Origin of the sequence: Lacrimispora algidixylanolytica (assembly GCF_003609635.1) — a bacterium.
In the GTDB taxonomy this organism is placed as follows: Bacteria; Bacillota; Clostridia; order Lachnospirales; family Lachnospiraceae; genus Lacrimispora; species Lacrimispora algidixylanolytica.
The window spans coordinates 112,129-129,225 of sequence record NZ_MCIA01000013.1 but is presented as its reverse complement, the minus strand read 5'-3'; the positions used below and the strand labels follow the sequence as shown (position 1 = coordinate 129,225).

Annotated in this window: 15 protein-coding genes; 13 read left to right on the top strand and 2 right to left on the bottom strand. The window is 40.3% G+C overall.

Annotation, left to right across the window (positions count from 1 at the left end; all coding sequences use genetic code 11):
- The first annotated feature begins 79 nt into the window (after positions 1-79).
- From BET01_RS09765 to BET01_RS09740, 6 genes are all read left to right on the top strand, one after another.
- On the top strand, positions 80-1,192 hold the full coding sequence (locus BET01_RS09765; protein ID WP_120196614.1) for an ABC transporter ATP-binding protein: 1,113 nt from the start codon (positions 80-82) through the stop codon (positions 1,190-1,192).
- 101 nt (positions 1,193-1,293) lie between these two features.
- Positions 1,294-2,382, top strand: a complete 1,089-nt coding sequence (locus tag BET01_RS09760; protein ID WP_120196613.1) for a PucR family transcriptional regulator — start codon at positions 1,294-1,296, stop codon at positions 2,380-2,382.
- Positions 2,383-2,710: 328 nt separating this feature from the next.
- Entirely contained in the window at positions 2,711-3,397 is a 687-nt protein-coding gene (gene ftsE / locus BET01_RS09755) for a cell division ATP-binding protein FtsE (RefSeq protein WP_120196612.1), read from the top strand.
- Positions 3,387-4,295, top strand: coding sequence for a permease-like cell division protein FtsX (ftsX, locus tag BET01_RS09750; RefSeq protein ID WP_120196611.1), 909 nt, complete (start codon positions 3,387-3,389; stop codon positions 4,293-4,295). The genes ftsE and ftsX overlap by 11 nt, the downstream gene beginning before the upstream one ends.
- 12 nt (positions 4,296-4,307) lie before the next feature.
- Complete coding sequence (locus BET01_RS09745; protein WP_120196610.1) at positions 4,308-5,510, top strand: murein hydrolase activator EnvC family protein; 1,203 nt, start codon at positions 4,308-4,310, stop codon at positions 5,508-5,510.
- Positions 5,511-5,526: 16 nt separating this feature from the next.
- The gene (locus BET01_RS09740) at positions 5,527-6,831 is read left to right on the top strand and encodes a S41 family peptidase (RefSeq protein ID WP_334295069.1); all 1,305 of its coding nucleotides are present in this window, start codon (positions 5,527-5,529) and stop codon (positions 6,829-6,831) included.
- A gap of 99 nt (positions 6,832-6,930) precedes the next feature.
- Here the strand turns inward: BET01_RS09740 and BET01_RS09735 are convergent, their stop codons facing one another.
- On the bottom strand, positions 6,931-7,959 hold the full coding sequence (locus tag BET01_RS09735) for a threonine aldolase family protein (RefSeq protein ID WP_120196609.1): 1,029 nt from the start codon (positions 7,957-7,959) through the stop codon (positions 6,931-6,933).
- A 216-nt stretch (positions 7,960-8,175) separates the two neighbouring features.
- Here BET01_RS09735 and uvrB point away from each other — a divergent pair, with 216 nt between their 5' ends.
- From uvrB to BET01_RS09710, 5 genes are all read left to right on the top strand, one after another.
- Positions 8,176-10,161, top strand: coding sequence for an excinuclease ABC subunit UvrB (gene uvrB, locus BET01_RS09730; RefSeq protein WP_120196608.1), 1,986 nt, complete (start codon positions 8,176-8,178; stop codon positions 10,159-10,161).
- A gap of 99 nt (positions 10,162-10,260) precedes the next feature.
- A complete protein-coding gene (locus BET01_RS09725) occupies positions 10,261-10,500 on the top strand; it encodes a FeoA family protein (RefSeq protein ID WP_243117179.1) in 240 nt (79 codons plus the stop codon).
- Positions 10,493-12,490 carry a ferrous iron transport protein B gene (gene feoB / locus BET01_RS09720; protein WP_120196606.1) on the top strand — a complete coding sequence of 666 codons (1,998 nt, stop codon included), beginning with the start codon at positions 10,493-10,495 and terminating at the stop codon, positions 12,488-12,490. The genes BET01_RS09725 and feoB overlap by 8 nt, the downstream gene beginning before the upstream one ends.
- A 23-nt stretch (positions 12,491-12,513) precedes the next feature.
- Complete coding sequence (locus tag BET01_RS09715) at positions 12,514-13,290, top strand: threonine/serine exporter family protein (RefSeq protein ID WP_120196605.1); 777 nt, start codon at positions 12,514-12,516, stop codon at positions 13,288-13,290.
- Positions 13,284-13,703 (top strand): threonine/serine exporter family protein, encoded by a 420-nt coding sequence (locus BET01_RS09710; protein ID WP_120196604.1) that lies wholly within the window; start codon positions 13,284-13,286, stop codon positions 13,701-13,703. Before BET01_RS09715 ends, BET01_RS09710 begins: the two co-directional genes overlap by 7 nt.
- Here the strand turns inward: BET01_RS09710 and BET01_RS09705 are convergent.
- A complete protein-coding gene (locus BET01_RS09705) occupies positions 13,666-14,631 on the bottom strand; it encodes a DUF5688 family protein (protein WP_120196603.1) in 966 nt (321 codons plus the stop codon). The genes BET01_RS09710 and BET01_RS09705 overlap by 38 nt on opposite strands.
- Before the next feature lie 292 nt (positions 14,632-14,923).
- On the opposite strand from BET01_RS09705, the gene BET01_RS09700 reads away from it, so the two are divergent.
- Both BET01_RS09700 and BET01_RS09695 read left to right on the top strand, forming a co-directional pair.
- A complete protein-coding gene (locus BET01_RS09700; RefSeq protein ID WP_120196602.1) occupies positions 14,924-15,169 on the top strand; it encodes a hypothetical protein in 246 nt (81 codons plus the stop codon).
- A gap of 416 nt (positions 15,170-15,585) precedes the next feature.
- The gene (locus BET01_RS09695; RefSeq protein WP_120196601.1) at positions 15,586-16,800 is read left to right on the top strand and encodes an HD-GYP domain-containing protein; all 1,215 of its coding nucleotides are present in this window, start codon (positions 15,586-15,588) and stop codon (positions 16,798-16,800) included.
- Positions 16,801-17,097 lie beyond the last annotated feature (297 nt).

The window sequence follows — 17,097 nt, the reverse complement described above, 5'->3', positions numbered from 1 at the left end:
TAAGAAACATGAGCCAAGGCTGTGGGGGCTTTTGGCTTTTACATGAGGTTTAACATTATATTTTAGGAGGATTAATAAGATGGCTAGTTTATCATTAAAGAACATTGTCAAAAGATATCCGAATGGCTTTGAAGCAGTTAAGGATTTCAATCTGGAAATCGCAGATAGAGAATTTGTTATTTTCGTTGGACCATCTGGCTGTGGTAAATCCACAACTCTTCGTATGATCGCAGGCCTGGAAGACATTTCTTCCGGTGAACTCTACATCGACGGAAAAATGGTGAATGACGTTGAGCCAAAAGACAGAGATATCGCAATGGTATTCCAGAACTACGCTCTTTATCCTCATATGACAGTATATGATAATATGGCGTTTGGTCTTAAGCTTAGAAAAACACCTAAGGAAGAGATCGAGAAGCTGGTTAATGAAGCAGCAAGAATTCTTGACCTTGAGCATCTTTTAGACCGTAAGCCAAAAGCTTTATCTGGTGGACAGAGACAGCGTGTTGCCATGGGACGTGCTATTGTACGTAATCCTAAAGTATTCTTAATGGATGAGCCTTTATCAAACCTTGATGCAAAGCTGAGAGGTCAGATGCGTATTGAGATCTCCAAGTTACATCAGAGACTTCAGGCAACTATGGTTTATGTAACACATGATCAGACAGAGGCTATGACACTTGGTACCAGAATCGTAGTTATGAAAGATGGAGTAATTCAGCAGGTAGATTCTCCTCAGAACTTATATGATAAGCCAGGCAACAAATTCGTTGCAGGATTTATCGGAGCTCCTCAGATGAACTTAATCGATGCTACTGTTGCTAAAAATGGTAATGATGTTACTCTTTCATTTGGTGGCAATACGATCGCTCTTCCAGAAGCAAAGGCTAAGAAATTAGAAGCTGGCGGCTATGTTGGAAAAACCGTAGCATTTGGAATCCGTCCTGAAGATTTACACGATGAAGAAGCATATCTTGCATCTTCTCCTTCCAGCATTATTGATGCAACCATTAGAGTTTATGAGCTGTTAGGTGCAGAAGTTTACTTATACTTTGATGTTGAAGATGTAAACTTTACAGCTAGAGTTAATCCTCGTACAACAGCTAGACCTGGCGATACAATTAAGCTTGCACTTGATTTAACTAAGGTACATGTGTTTGATAAGGATACAGAGCTTGTTGTTATAAACTAAATCATATAAAAATTAAGCAAGCGAGTATGATACTCGCTTGCTTTTTTTTTCTTTTTGCATTAATATAGAATAAGGTAAATTTACGAAAAAGGAGATATGCCATGATTTCGAATCAGATACTTCAAACGACCATTGAAGGATTAAAAGGGATTACAAGAATTGATCTGTGTATTTGTGATACAGAAGGAAAGGTTTTGGCGACCACATTTCCTGATGCGGAAGATTATGAAAGTTCAATCCTGGCGTTCGTGGATTCTCCGGCCGACAGCCAGGTAATCCAGGGATACCAGTTTTTTAAAGTGTTCGATGAACACCAGTTAGAGTACATCCTTCTTGCAAAAGGAGGAAGCGATGATGTATATATGGTAGGCAAACTGGCTACGTTTCAGATTCAAAGCCTTTTGGTTGCGTATAAAGAACGATTTGATAAAGATAATTTTATTAAAAACCTACTGCTTGATAACCTTCTGTTGGTTGATATTTACAACAGGGCTAAGAAACTGCATATTGAAACAAACATCAAACGAGTTGTCTTCATTATCGAGACCCAGCATGAAAAGGATGTAAATGCGCTTGAGACTGTACGCAACTTATTTGCAGCGAAAACAAAAGATTTTGTTACTGCCGTAGATGAGAAGAATATCATTCTCGTAAAGGAAGTAAAAGAAGGCGAAACTTATGATGATTTAGAAAAGACAGCTAATACCATCTTGGACATGCTTAATACAGAAGCCATGACCCAGGTTCACGTTGCCTTTGGTACTATCGTCAGTGAGATCAAAGAAGTTTCCAGATCCTATAAAGAAGCCAAGATGGCTATGGATGTTGGTAAAATTTTCTACAGCAACAAAAACGTGGTTGCATACAGCAAGCTCGGTATTGGCCGTCTGATCTATCAGCTTCCATTGCCATTATGTCGTATGTTTATTAAAGAGATCTTTGATAGCAAATCTCCAGATGATTTTGATGAAGAGACTTTAGCAACCATCAACAAATTCTTTGAGAACAGCTTAAACGTATCAGAGACTTCAAGACAGCTCTATATTCATAGAAACACTCTGGTATATCGTCTTGATAAACTTCAAAAAAGTACAGGGTTGGATCTTCGGGTATTTGAAGATGCGATTACTTTTAAGATTGCTTTAATGGTAGTAAAGTATATGAAATATATGGAGAATCAAGACTATTAACGCCAGCCATGAGCAGTGTGAAAAGAGGCAGCAAAACGGCTGCGTTACGCTAGCGTAAAAGCAGCAGCTTTGCTGCCTCTTTTCATAGGGCGAAGCCCGAAAACTGAGATGTAGCGAAGCGTAATCGAAGTTTCACTGCGGCCTAACGGAATCCAATATTATTCCGCTAGCAAAAAAGCAGCCACTTTCCGATCTCTAATGATAGGCAAAACCCCGAAAACTGAGATGTGACGAACCGGAATCAAAGTTCCCCTGCGGAGCAAACACACACACATGTAGCAATCCTTTCATGCAAAAGTACGTAAGCACAAAGACTTAGAGGACTGAAATGATAGAATTATGGAATGTAAGTAAAACATATGAAGCCGGCAACAAGGCCCTTCGGAACGTAAGCATGAACGTGGAAGATGGAGAATTTGTTTTCATCATCGGCCGCAGCGGTTCCGGAAAATCAACCCTTTTAAAGATGTTATTAAAAGAGATAGAGCCCACATCCGGCAAGATAATCGTTAATGATATGAATTTAGGCAAGATGCCGAGAAAATTTATTCCAAAATACAGACGAAAGCTTGGAATGGTGTTCCAAGACTTCCGTCTATTAAAAGACCGCAATGTTTATGAAAATGTAGCGTTTGCCCAAAGAGTCATAGGGGCATCGACAAAGAGCATCAAAGAATCCGTTCCTGCCATCTTAACAATGGTAGGCCTTTCGTCAAAATATAAATTTTTACCACAACAGTTGTCCGGTGGTGAGCAACAGCGAGTCGCCATAGCCAGGGCATTGATTAACCGACCGGAAATTCTATTGGCTGATGAGCCCACTGGTAATTTAGATGGGCACAATTCCATGGAGATCATGAAACTTCTAAATGAGATTAATAAGCAGGGAACTACAGTAATCGTAGTCACCCATAGCCAGGAGATTGTAGATCGAATGAAGAAGCGAGTGATAGTAATGGATCGCGGAGCCATTATTAGTGATGAGAAAAAAGGCGGTTATACATATGAGAATTAGTACATTTTGGTACTGCTTAAAGCAGGGCGTAAATAATATATGCAGAAACATCTTGTTTTCTCTTGCATCTATCGCTACGGTTTCCGCATGCATTTTTCTATTTTGCCTGTTTTTTTCCATTATGATAAATGTTCAGCATGTGATTAAAAATACAGAAGGAACGGTTGGTGTTACTGTATTCTTTGAAGCCGGACTGGATAAAAATAAGATAACGGAAATCGGCAATCAGATTAAGGCTAGGGAAGAAGTAAAGGAAACAAAGTTTATTTCTGCAGAGGAAGCTTGGAATGAAGCGAAAAAGGAATACTTTGGTGATATGCAGGATCTTGCAGAAGGATTTGAACAGGACAATCCTTTGGCTAATTCCTCTTCCTATACCGTGTTTCTAAAAGATCTAGTAAATCAGGATAAGGTTGTTGATTGGCTTAAAGGCATTGAAGGTGTCAGAAAGGTCAATTATTCTAGGACTGCAGCAGAAGGAATGAACAGTTTAAATAAGGTGGTTGGTGTACTTTCTATGCTGATTATCGGTATCTTACTTTCTGTGGCCATTTTCCTAATAAGCAATACCATATCAGTGGCTGCTGCCTTCCGTAAGAATGAAAACCACATTATGAAGCTCATAGGAGCTACCGATTATATGATACGGGCCCCCTTTGTGGTGGAAGGTATTATCATCGGGTTAGTTGGAGCATCCATTCCTCTGATTGCCATCTATTTCCTTTACCGATCTACGGTTGAGTATGTAGTTACAAAGTTCAGCATTTTAACTGGTTTGTTTCAGTTTCTTCCTGTAGAGGCCATATTCCCTTACATGGCGGCAACAGCGCTGTCTTTGGGACTTGGAATTGGTTTCTTTGTAAGTTTCTTTACGATCAGAAAGCATTTAAAAGTTTAAGGGGAATTGCCCATGAGTTTAAAAAAGAAGATGTTTGCAGCAGGACTTTGTGGACTATTAGCGATATCATGCATATTTCCTTCTTATGCTACAAAGACTGAAATGGAAGAGGCAAAGAAAAAAGCATCTTCATTGGAAGAAGAAAAGAAAGATATAGAGACAGCGATAAATGAACTGAAAGGTTTAGAAAATGACGCTGCAAGCTATATAAAAAATCTAGACACCAGTCTGGATTCCTTAAATAAGCAGGTGAATGCACTTAAGTCACAGATGAGTGCGAAGGAAGTTGAATTAAAAGCAGCCAGTGAAGATCTGGAGGCTGCTAAGGAAACTGTCTCCCGCCAATATAGTAATATGAAGCTGAGAATTCAATATATGTATGAAAAGGGTGAGACGAGTTATATTGACTTATTATTAAAGTCAGGCGATCTCACCCAGCTTTTTAACCGTGCGGAATATATCAGCAGCATTGCTGCATATGATAGGAGAATGCTGGAGAACTACAAAGGATCAAAAGAAGAGGTCGAGCAGCGGGAACAGATACTTTTGGCGGAACGGGAGGAGCTGGAGGCTTTTCAGACAGCAACCAGTCTAAAACAGCAAGAGGTAGAGAGTCTTATTAATAAGAAGAATGCTGACCTTGCCATTTACCAAAAGCAGATTAGTGACGGCAGAAATAGTTTAGATGAGCTTAACCAGGATATTGCTGATCAGGAAAAGCACATTAAAAATATGGAGGCAGAGATCCGAAAAAAAGAGGAAGAAGCACGTAAAGCAGCCCAGAAAACAGGAAAAACGTATAATACGGTTGCGATAGGGAATATTAAGTTTATATGGCCCTGCCCTTCTTCAATCAGAATTACTTCTGGATTCGGTGACAGGGATTCCCCTACAGAGGGTGCATCTACCAATCATAAGGGAATTGATGTCAGTGCTTCTACTGGAAGTGGCATCGTAGCAGCGGCTTCAGGTACAGTTACCATATCTACATACAGTTATTCTGCTGGCAATTATATCATGATACATCATGGAGGTGGTGTTTATACCGTCTACATGCACTGTTCGGAGCTGTTGGTTTCCGCTGGACAGGAGGTATCACAGGGGCAGGTAATTGCAAAAGTGGGTTCTACCGGATATTCTACCGGGCCTCACCTCCATTTTGGAATAAGGGTAGATGGAAGTTATGTAAATCCGGCGAAATACGTTAGCCCATAAGGAGCTAGATAGGAGAATGACAGTGGAAAATAAAAATAAATTTTGGAAGGGTGCCCTAGTCGGGGCTTTGTTAACTGCATTAGCAGGACTTGTTATTGTAGGTATGTCCTTAGGGATATTTTTAATTGGCAAAGCCGCAATTGATGGAAATGGACAGACTGCAGAATCTGCGCAGACAGAAAATCAGCAGGGAAATTTAGATTTAAACCGCATCGCTTCCAAGATACAGACGATTCAAACAGTGATCGACAAATATTATCTCTTTGATGAAAATATGGCTGATGTGGAAGACTGGATTTATAAGGGGATGTTAAATGGTTTAGGCGATCCCTATACGGTTTATTACACGGCGGATGAATATAATAAGCTGAAGGAAGATACGTCCGGTGAATATTGTGGAATTGGTGTCATGGTCAGCCAAAGTGCTGATACAGGAATTATTACCATAACTAAAGTATTTGAAGGAACCCCAGGAGCACAGGCAGGTATTCTTCCAGGGGATATTCTTTATAAGGTTGGAGACAGAGAAGTTACGGGCATGGATCTGGAGCTTGTAGTCAAAGATCACATTAAGGGAGAAAAGGGTACTCCAGTAACCATTACGGTTCTTCGGAAAGATACAGGGAAATACATCGATATGACCATGGAACGCAACCAGATAACGGTTCCTACGGTAGAGTATACAATGCTTCCAGATAAAGTGGGTTATATATCAGTAAGCCAGTTTGATGAGGTGACAACAGATCAGTTTAAGAGTGCCATAGATGATCTGGAAAAACAGGGAATGAAAAAAATGGTTGTAGACTTAAGAAATAACCCTGGTGGTATTGTAGATTCGGTAGTATCTATGCTTGACTATATTCTTCCTGATGATTTGCAGGTTAAGGGAGATCCAAAGCTTGTAAGAAAAAAGAAGGATAAGACACTCCTTGTTTATATGGCCGATAAAAATGGCAAAGGGGAACAGTATTATGCCAAAGACGGACATCAGGTTGATGTGCCAATGGCTGTTTTGGTCAATGGTCAGTCCGCTAGTGCATCCGAGGTATTTTCTGGGGCATTAAAGGATTATGGAAAGGCAAAGCTTGTGGGAACTAAAACCTTTGGAAAAGGAATTGTTCAGACCTTATTCCCTCTTGATAAAGGAACTGCCGTTAAGATGACAATCGCTCACTATTATACACCAAATGGTTTTGACCTTCACAAAAAGGGTCTGGAACCTGATGTTACTGTAGATTTAAAGGAAGAATTAAAAACAAAAATTAAGATTGAGCATGAGGAAGATAATCAGCTTTTGGAAGCGATTAAAGCCTTAAATTAAGTGTAAAATGAAAGGAAGCCCATTGGCCGGTAGGTATATGCCGGTTACAGGGGCTTCCTTTCTTGTTCACGTATCAAACTGTTCTTGTTTTTATTATGATTATGATAGATATGTCTTTAATGATTTGATGAAATTTCGGCAAGCATCTTTCTTTGTTGCCCATGAGGTTACTAATCGAACTACGGTATGGTTATTATCAAGTTCTTTCTCCACAGAGAAAAGAAAATCCTTTTCCAGTTTTGCAATGACTTCATCAGGAAAAATAGGAAAGAGCTGATTGGTCATGGAGTTTGAATAAAAGGAAATGCCACATGCTGTGATTCCGTCTCGCAACATAGTTGCCATTTCATTTGCATGTGCGGATAATTCATAAAAAAGGTTATTTTGAAATAGCTCTTCAAACTGAATGCCAAGAAGCCAACCCTTTGCCAGCATCGCTCCTCTTTGCTTTACGAGGAAACGCAAGTCCTGTTTTAGATCCTGATTAAGTATGATAAGAGCTTCCCCAAATAGTGCGCCATTTTTAGTTCCGCCAATGTAAAAGGCATCGGTAAGATTCGCGATATCTGCAAGGGATAGATCGTTGATTGAACTTGTAAGTGCAGTACCTAAACGGGCGCCGTCCAGGAACAAATATAATTCTTTTTGGCGACAGGTGTGGTGGAGAGATTCTAATTCGGCCTTGGTATATTGGGTGCCGATCTCCGTAGAGTTGGAGATGTATACCATCTTAGGCTGAACCATGTGTTCGGTTGAGTGATCATCAAGAGCTTTTAAAATATCAGCAGGAGTCATCTTACCATCTTTGCATGGCATGGCAATGACTTTGTGACCTGTGGCTTCGATGGCACCAGTCTCATGTACGTTGATATGACCCTTATCGGTAGAGATTACTGCTTGCCAGGGGCGGAGAGCAGCGGCGATGGTAGTTAGATTGGTCTGGGTACCGCCTGTAATAAAATGTACATCCGCATCACTACGGCTAATTTCTTTTTGAATCAGTTCTCTGGCATGGGCGCAGTGGTCATCAAGGCCATAACCGCCGTTCTGGATTAAGTTTGCCTGGATCATGGCTTCCAGAATCTTTGGGTGAGCGCCTTCGCTGTAATCGTTATTGAAGCTGTACATGAATAATCCTCCTGCTTTTTATTTATTTGAATAGTATCATATATCAAACCCATATGAATTGCAATCAAATTTGCAGAAAGGGAATATCTGTATAAGCTATGGGGAATTCTGGAAGGTAGATGGTAGTTTTTATGCAAGAACTGATGTTCTTTCTGGCTATACATTTTAAAATGCTTATGATATAATTGATTTAAGAGATTTTGGAGGTGAAACACTATGGAGTTTCAATTACATTCGGAATATGATCCCACTGGTGACCAACCACAGGCCATTGAAGAGCTGGTAAAGGGGTTTCAGGAGGGGAATCAGTTTCAGACACTGCTTGGCGTTACGGGCTCAGGTAAGACGTTTACCATGGCCAATGTGATTCAAAAAATTCAAAAACCGACGCTGATCATTGCTCATAATAAAACCCTAGCTGCCCAGCTCTATGGAGAATTCAAAGAATTTTTCCCGGAGAATGCGGTAGAATACTTTGTTTCCTACTATGATTATTACCAACCAGAGGCTTATGTACCATCTACGGATACTTATATTGAAAAGGATTCCGCTATCAATGATGAAATTGATAAGCTTCGCCATTCAGCGACTGCTGCTCTTTCGGAACGGCAGGATGTGATTATCGTTGCGTCCGTTTCCTGTATCTATGGTCTTGGTAGCCCTATTGATTATAAGGAGATGGTTATTTCTCTGCGCCCGGGTATGTTAAAAGATAGAGATGAGGTCATTCATAAGCTGATCGAAATACAGTATGATAGAAACGATATGGATTTCAGGCGAGGAACTTTCCGGGTCAGAGGGGATGTACTTGAAATCTTCCCGGCTAATTCAACAAGTGAAGCTTATCGCATAGAGTTTTTTGGTGACGAGGTGGAACGGATTACAGAAATTGATACCCTTACCGGAGAGATTCGAGCAGAGCTTTCTCATATCGTTGTTTTTCCAGCTTCCCATTATGTAGTATCCAAAGAAAAGCTGGAGCATGCTGCTACTGCAATACTCACAGAACTTAAGGAGCAGGTTTCTTATTTTAAAAGTGAGGACAAGCTGTTAGAAGCTCAGAGGATATCTGAGCGAACGAATTTTGATGTGGAGATGATGAAGGAAACTGGTTTTTGTTCTGGTATCGAGAACTATTCCAGACATTTAACTGGAAGCAAAGAGGGAGAACCACCTTCTACCTTAATTGACTTTTTCGCGGAAGATTTTTTGATCATAGTTGATGAGTCCCATATTACTCTGCCTCAGGTAAGGGGAATGTATGCAGGTGACCGTTCCAGGAAATCGACTCTTGTCAGTTTTGGTTTCCGCCTTCCTTCTGCTATGGATAACCGCCCTCTTAATTTTCCAGAGTTTGAGTCAAAAATTAATCAGATGCTTTTTGTATCTGCCACACCTTCTGTTTATGAAGCAGAGCATGAACTATTACGAGTAGAGCAGATTATACGTCCTACTGGGCTTCTTGATCCAGAGATTGACGTAAGACCGGTGGAAGGTCAGATTGATGATCTTGTCTCCGAGGTGAATAAGGAAATTCAGAAGAAAAACAAGATTCTGATCACGACCCTGACCAAACGTATGGCAGAGGATTTGACCGACTACATGAGAGAGATAGGCATTCGGATCAAATACCTTCACTCAGATATCGATACTCTCGAGCGTTCTGAGATAATTCGAGATATGCGTCTTGATGTGTTTGATGTGCTGGTTGGAATCAACTTGTTGCGTGAAGGACTTGATATTCCAGAGATAACCTTAGTGGCTATACTTGATGCGGATAAGGAAGGATTTTTACGCTCTCAAACCTCCCTCATTCAGACCGTCGGCCGGGCTGCTAGAAACTCAGATGGCCATGTAATTATGTATGCGGATCGTATTACAGATTCCATGCGGGTAGCAATCGAAGAAACCACCCGCAGAAGGGCAATTCAGCAGCAGTATAATGAAGAACATGGAATTACGCCAACTACCATTAAGAAAGCTGTTCGAGATCTAATCGCCATATCTAAGGCTGCGATTGAGAAAGATAAGGGCTTTACAAAAGATCCGGAATCCATGGATGCTAAGGAACTGGAGAAGCTATCAAAAGAACTCACCAAAAAGATGCATCAGGCAGCGGCGGAGTTAAACTTCGAAGAAGCGGCAAGGCTGCGTGATCGCATGGTTCAAATAAAAAAGATGCTACAGGAAATAGATGATTAGAAGAATATAAATTAGGACAAGTAAGCGGCATTGACATTGTTTCTCACTAATAGTAAAATTTCTATGGATCAAGAATTAAATATTTCGCATCCATGGGAGATATTCATGAAGCTTTATGAAGGAGAGATCGGAAAGACATATATTGTATATAGCGTCATGGTAAAGGCTGGGATTACAAGGCGGCTGGAAGCCTTGGGTGTCACGGAGCTGACACCAGTAACTCTGATGAATAAAAAAGGGAGTGGTACCGTAATTATTAAGGTAAGAGGTACCAGGCTTGCACTTGGAAGAAAGATATCAGAGGGGATTGAAATTAGGGAGGCTGCCGACCATGAATGAAGGAAATAATGGACTTCGTGTTGGATTTGTCGGAAACCCGAACTGCGGAAAAACCACTTTATTTAATGCGTTCACGGGAGCCCGTCTAAAGGTCGCCAACTGGCCAGGTGTTACAGTAGAGAGAATGGAAGGCATGACAAGTTTTAATGGCATTCCGATCCGTGTGATAGACACACCTGGCATCTACAGCCTTTCCTGCTATACCATAGAAGAGAAGGTTACAAGGAAGTGTCTGGAGGATAATGAAGTTGACGTTATTGTTAACGTGGTGGATGCCTCGTCTTTGGAACGAAACCTATATCTGACTTTACAACTTCTAGAACTGAATACTCCTGTGGTTTTGGCTCTCAATATGATAGACATTGTAGAAGAGAGAGGAATGGAGATTAACATTCCAACACTCTCTAAAATGCTTGGAGGAATTCCGATAGTGGCAGTATCCGCACGAAACCGAAGCGGACTCAAACAGCTTCTTTTGGCAGTCGTCAACCATGTGAAAGATCGACCAAAAGCATTTGTAGTTACTTACACTCCTCAAATTGAAAATAAGATTTCTAAAATAGAAACTACATTAAAATCAAGTTATAAGAGCCTGGAAAATGTAAGATGGTATGCCATTAAGCATCTGGAACATGATGAAAAAATCATGTCCGAGTATCCAGCGGCTCTGGAACACATCATTGACCAAAACTATGAAAAGCAAATCATTAGCCAAAAATACAATCGTATTGAAGAAATTATGGAAACGTGTCTGGTAAAAAGGGAGCAAACGTCTTTACGAACGGATCAGGTTGATCGGTTTTTGACCCACCCGTTGTTTGGAGTTCCTATTTTTCTGGGCATTATGGCATTGGTTTTCTTTTTTACATTTACGGTTGGGGATTTCTTAAAGGGATATTTTGAGATCGCCCTGGGTTATCTTTCTGTTTTTATGAGACAATTTATGTTGGAGATTCATGCCTCTGGTTGGATCACTTCTTTGGTAGTGGACGGGATCATAGCAGGCGTTGGAGGAATTCTTACATTTTTACCGAATATCTTTATCCTGTTTCTTGCGTTGGCGTTCCTAGAAGACAGCGGATATATGGCAAGGGTTGCTTATGTCATGAATGAAATCATGGGACGGGTGGGTTTGTCTGGTAAGGCATTTCTTCCTATGCTGTTGGGATTTGGCTGTACGGTGCCTGCAGTTATGGCAGCGAGAGCCCTTCCTAGTGAAAGAGATCGAAAGAGAACCATTCTTATAACACCATTTATGTCTTGTTCGGCCAGGCTACCTATCTATGTATTATTTTCTGAAATGTTTTTTCCAGGTCATGCGTTGATTGTAGCGTATTCCCTGTATTTGGTGGGGCTATTGGTGGCGATTACCATTGCATTTGCAACTCATCATATGTGGGGTACTGGGGAAGAAGACGTACTTCTTATTGAACTTCCAGAATATAAGACACCGAATGGCAGAACGGTTGGGATTTATGTATGGGATAAGGTAAAAGATTATTTAAGTAAAGCAGGAACTACCATATTTCTTGCTACCATTGTCTTGTGGTTTGTACTAAATGGAGGACCATCGGGGTTTGTGACTGATGTACAAGATAGTTTTGCGGCTATCATTGGTCGTACTCTTATCCCTGTTCTGCGTCCTGCAGGACTTGGAGACTGGAGAATTGCTGTGGCATTAATCTCAGGACTCTCTGCAAAAGAGGTGGTGGTATCGAGCTTTTCTGTTTTGTTTCAAGTTAATAATATAAACTCTGCAGCAGGAATGAGTGCCTTGCTTGGTAGTCTTGGAAGCTTTGGGTTTGGCAGCCTAAATGCATATGCGCTCATGATATTCTGCCTGCTTTATTCTCCTTGTATTGCTGCGGTTGCTACGATTAAGAAAGAAACTGGCTCTTTAAGCTGGACGATTGGTATGGTTCTTTTTCAGGTTTTTATCGCCTGGGGAACGGCTGTATTGGTATTTCAAATTGGAAGTCTTATTTTATAAATGAGACACAGAGGAATCCTTGAATGAATGATAAACTGCTTGTGGAAACTGCCGTATTGGCAGGTGAGATTATGTTGATAAGCGGTGCAGAGATATTTCGCGTGGAAAATACCATTGACCACATCTTGCGAAAAGCAGGACGTAACACATGTGAGGCCATTGTTTTTTCTACGGGTATTTTTGCTTCTCTAAATGATCCTTCCATCGAGGCAATTACAGTTGCCAGAAGGGTGACAGTCAGAGCCACCAACTTAAATAGAGTCTATCTTGTAAATGACGTATCAAGAAAGCTTTGTGGTGACCAAATGACGGTGGAAGAAGCGTATGAAAGACTGAAAGAGATTCAGACTGTCATGCAGTATTCCAGATGGTTAAAGAACGCTGGTATTGTTGGAGTCTCCGTGTTTTTTACTCTATTGTTGGGTGGAGGCAGCAGGGACTTTCTAGCAGCGGCTATCACTGGAGCTGTTCTTGCTGTTGCAATGGAAGCTTCCAGCCGTCTTCGCCTGAATGATTTTTGTATGAATGGAATCAGTGCGTTTTTAATCGCATTTACAGCTCTGTCTGTAGAGCGGTTCTTATTGCCGGGAATTAAAAGCGATATTATTATAATCGGTGCCATTATGCCTCTTGTACCAGGTGTTATATTTACCACTGCAATTCGGGATACCTTAAATGGTGATTACGCGTCAGGAACCGCCAGAATGATGGAAGCGGTAGTAATTGCTTTATCCGTAGCAGCAGGGGTAGGAGCCGGAATCAGGCTGTTTCAGTGGATTATGGGAGGGCTTATATGGTAATTCAGACGATTGGCGCATTCTTTGCAGTAATCAGCTTTGCTTTGGTGTTGGAACTGCCGAAAAAGTACGTGGTTTTGGCAGGAGGGATTGGAGCAGCTGGGTGGTTAGCTTATCTTTTGGTGGTTGCCGCAGCAGGTTCCGTCACGGCTGCGGCCTTTTTGTCCACGCTATTGGTTGCCCTTGCAAGCCATGTATCGGCTCGTATGTTTCGAGCCCCTGTGACAGTATTCTTAGTAGCAGGTATTCTGCCATCTGTACCCGGTGCTTCCATATACAGAAGCGTTTCCTATATGATTACGAATGAGCCGGAACTATCCAGTCATTATCTGGTACAGACCCTACAGATCTCAGGTGCCATTGCAATGGCCATATTTATTATGGATTCTTTGTTCCGATTGGGACAGAAGAAGTAAAGACAACAGACAGTTGATCATCACTTCTGGAATAGAAATAAATGTGATTAGAAAGACGGTCCTCTTCTGGGACCTCCTCCTGATTTATGGCAAATACGGTATCCGCAAGTTCATCGATTGCAACGTTTTTACTATTAGGGATTATAAGGACTTCGTGAATGCTAGAGGGCAGAATGATTAAATCGCTGTCTGTGCACGCTGCGAAGTCTTTTAGTATGTCATCGTATAACATGCAGGCTGCTCCATTGATTCCTGTGGAGTTGGTGAGTACGTACATAGGAGGGGAAAGAGGTTCGGTATCAAAAAAGTCAATCAGATCATCTTCATCCATGTCACCCGATGAGGATTTTAGTGCGATATCTTTAATGACTTCTGAGAGAGATCGGATTCGAGCGGGAAAGAGAATCGGCGTATTGACTTTTGCTGCCTGCTTCAAATCTTCAAATGACAGATTCCAGGTCTTTAGATGGCTGTTATGAATGAGTGCTGTTAATAGATTATCCTGGGTTTCGTGAACGGATATGCAAAAGACAAGACATAAGTCAAGAGCTGGATAGGAAATGTGAGGGATATCGGTAAACTGTGCCTGATTGGCGGATTCATTGATAAGACGGTGGATAACTCTTCTTTTGATGTGATCGGGTGAAGTAAGGTCATTTAGATGGACCTCGTCTGGTAGTTTATTAGCCTGATAGAGTAAAAGAATATCACTAATAATCTCGTAAATAGGAATCCCATCTTGATAAAATTTGTAGAAGTGGTTTAGATAAATGGTGGGAGCAACTTTTTCTCCTGTTTTACCGATACAAAGTCCATCTAAACTTAAGCCGTTGTTCTTTGTTATGGTCTGAATACTAAGAGTAAAATCTGATCCAAGACGCTCTTCGAGGGATTGTTTAATAGTTGCTAGAAAATCTTCGTATACCATAGGTATACCTCCTTAGATGTGATTTATGTAAATTGCCTGAGCACATTTACAACAATTGAAGATGATTATCCTGTTATTCATCGATAGGATTTAGAAGTGTTATAGAAATTAGATGTGAGTTAGATTTGACCTAAATTCATTATACAGAACCAAAAGGAAAATAACAACAGGTTTATCTGTTTTTAGCGGTTCTTTTTTGATGATAAGATGTTTCAATAGAGGAAAATTAACATATTTTAACATCCATTTATGATATAATTAAATTATAAAATAATACGAGGGGGAGAATAGAATGATCAGAAAATTTCCTTATTTTGTTTTGGGTATTCCGATTACTTTAATTGCAACCTATGGGATTTTTAGTATCCTGGCAAACAGGAATCAACTCTCGCAGCTTATTGTATTTATCGGCCTTTTTGCTTTGGGCATGGGTCTGAATGTCTGGGGAGTTAGAGCAAAAGAAATTAAGAGACCTGAATTCCAGGCAGGAATTGTTAACCTGAACGGAGAAAGAAAATTGCATGAACTTGAGTATTAAGATGCAGGAGATAAGGAATTCTCTAGGCAAAGTTGCTCGTCGGATTGGTAGTATAAAATAAACACTTACAGGATTGTTTCTGGTTGGGAGTTCTTACCGGGAATGATTTCTGTAGGTGTTTTTTTGTGGGGAAAGAAAATAAGTAGAAAGTAATGATTTTATTGTGTGTTAGGGTCTATTCTTGTTTTGATATCTGTCTTTTGAATTATCTTCTGTATCTGAAGATGAGGAGGAGGATATAAAAAAAAGGGGTTGGAGATTGGGGATAGATAGTCTTTGTGCATTGTTTAACTGGAAAGGATTGACAATGTGTTTTTTGATGCTTAGAATTGTGGTTATATGGATTTTTACTTATGTATCACATCCTTTTTGACTTTTTAATTGAGACATAATATACGAAAGAGAGGATTATATGAATGAAATTTAGCTTGAATAATTTTTTGATCTCAGTTTCTTTTGCACTAGATTTTGTAGAGATGGACAGATTGGGAAAACAGTCTAATCATGGGAAGAGAACTGCATTTATTGCTTTGTATCTTGGAAGAGAACTTGGATTATCAAAAGAGGAGCTTTATGATACAGCAGCCCTGGCTATGTTGCATGATAATGGATTGAGTGAGTCTAGTTTATATGAAGTTTTACCTGGAGATGGTGATTTTTCAGTTAACGATTTTGAACGGTCAAAGGCTCATTGTGTGATTGGGGAGAAGAATATTAAGGACTATCCATTTCTCACTAATCCCGAAAATGTGATTCTTTATCATCATGAAAGGTATAATGGAAGTGGGTTCTTTGGATTAAGTGGAAATGATATTCCTTTGATTTCTCAGATTATTGCAGCGGCGGATGGGTTTGAGGATAGGTATCAGCCGGGTGAAAAAGGGGATTGGAAGGAAGTATTGTTACAATGGATCAAAGAAATGGATGGCAAAATGTTCTCTAAGGATTTGGGGATTGCGCTTCGTACAATGGCGGTTGATTCTTCTATCTGGGATAAACTCACGGATGATACTATAGGTAAAGCTATTTCGGAAGAGATACCAGTTTTTGATTGTCACCTATCCTTAGAGGAAATACATAAAATTACTAAGATCTTTTCTAGAATCATTGACTCCAAGTCTCATTTCACAAAGCGTCATTCCAGTGGGCTTGCAGAAAAGGCAGCAGCAATGGCGGATTATTATGGGAAGGATAGTGAGGAAAAGACAAAGCTGGTGATTGCAGCTGATTTGCATGATCTTGGAAAGTTAGCGGTTCCTAACAGCATTCTGGATTGCCCCAGGGCGCTTACGGATAAGGAATTCAAGATTGTGAAAAAGCATGTGTATTATACCAGGGTTGCACTTGAGACGATTAGTGGGTTCGAGGATATTACTGAGTGGGCAGCCAATCATCATGAAAAGTTGAATGGGAAAGGTTATCCGTTTGGGAAGACTGGAGATGAGCTTGATTTTAATTCGCGGCTGATGGGATGTCTTGATATATATCAGGCACTTACGGAGGAGAGGCCTTATCGGAAGGGGATGTCTCATGGGGAAGCGATGAAGGTGCTTGGGAATATGGCGGAGATTGGGATGATTGATGGTGGGATTGTGAGGGATGTGGATCGGGGGTTTGAGGGAGGAATTTAGTTATAATGGAATTTATATAATGCTGAATTAATATCGGGCAACGACAAAACAAGTATTTACTAGATACAGTACGAGTAGGGAGCGGGGGAAATTTCTTCTATAGAGTATTTGCAGCAGTTCTCGAATAAGTATGGAAATCTTATAATTAATTTGAAACAGTGATTATTTGACCAGACCTGATTTATGACATAATATATTGATTGATGAATAATTAAGATTCAATTGAATTGTTTTGCAATTTGTCATAGAATGATATTAAATACAAAATGGTCTTATTATAAAAATATTTTAATAATA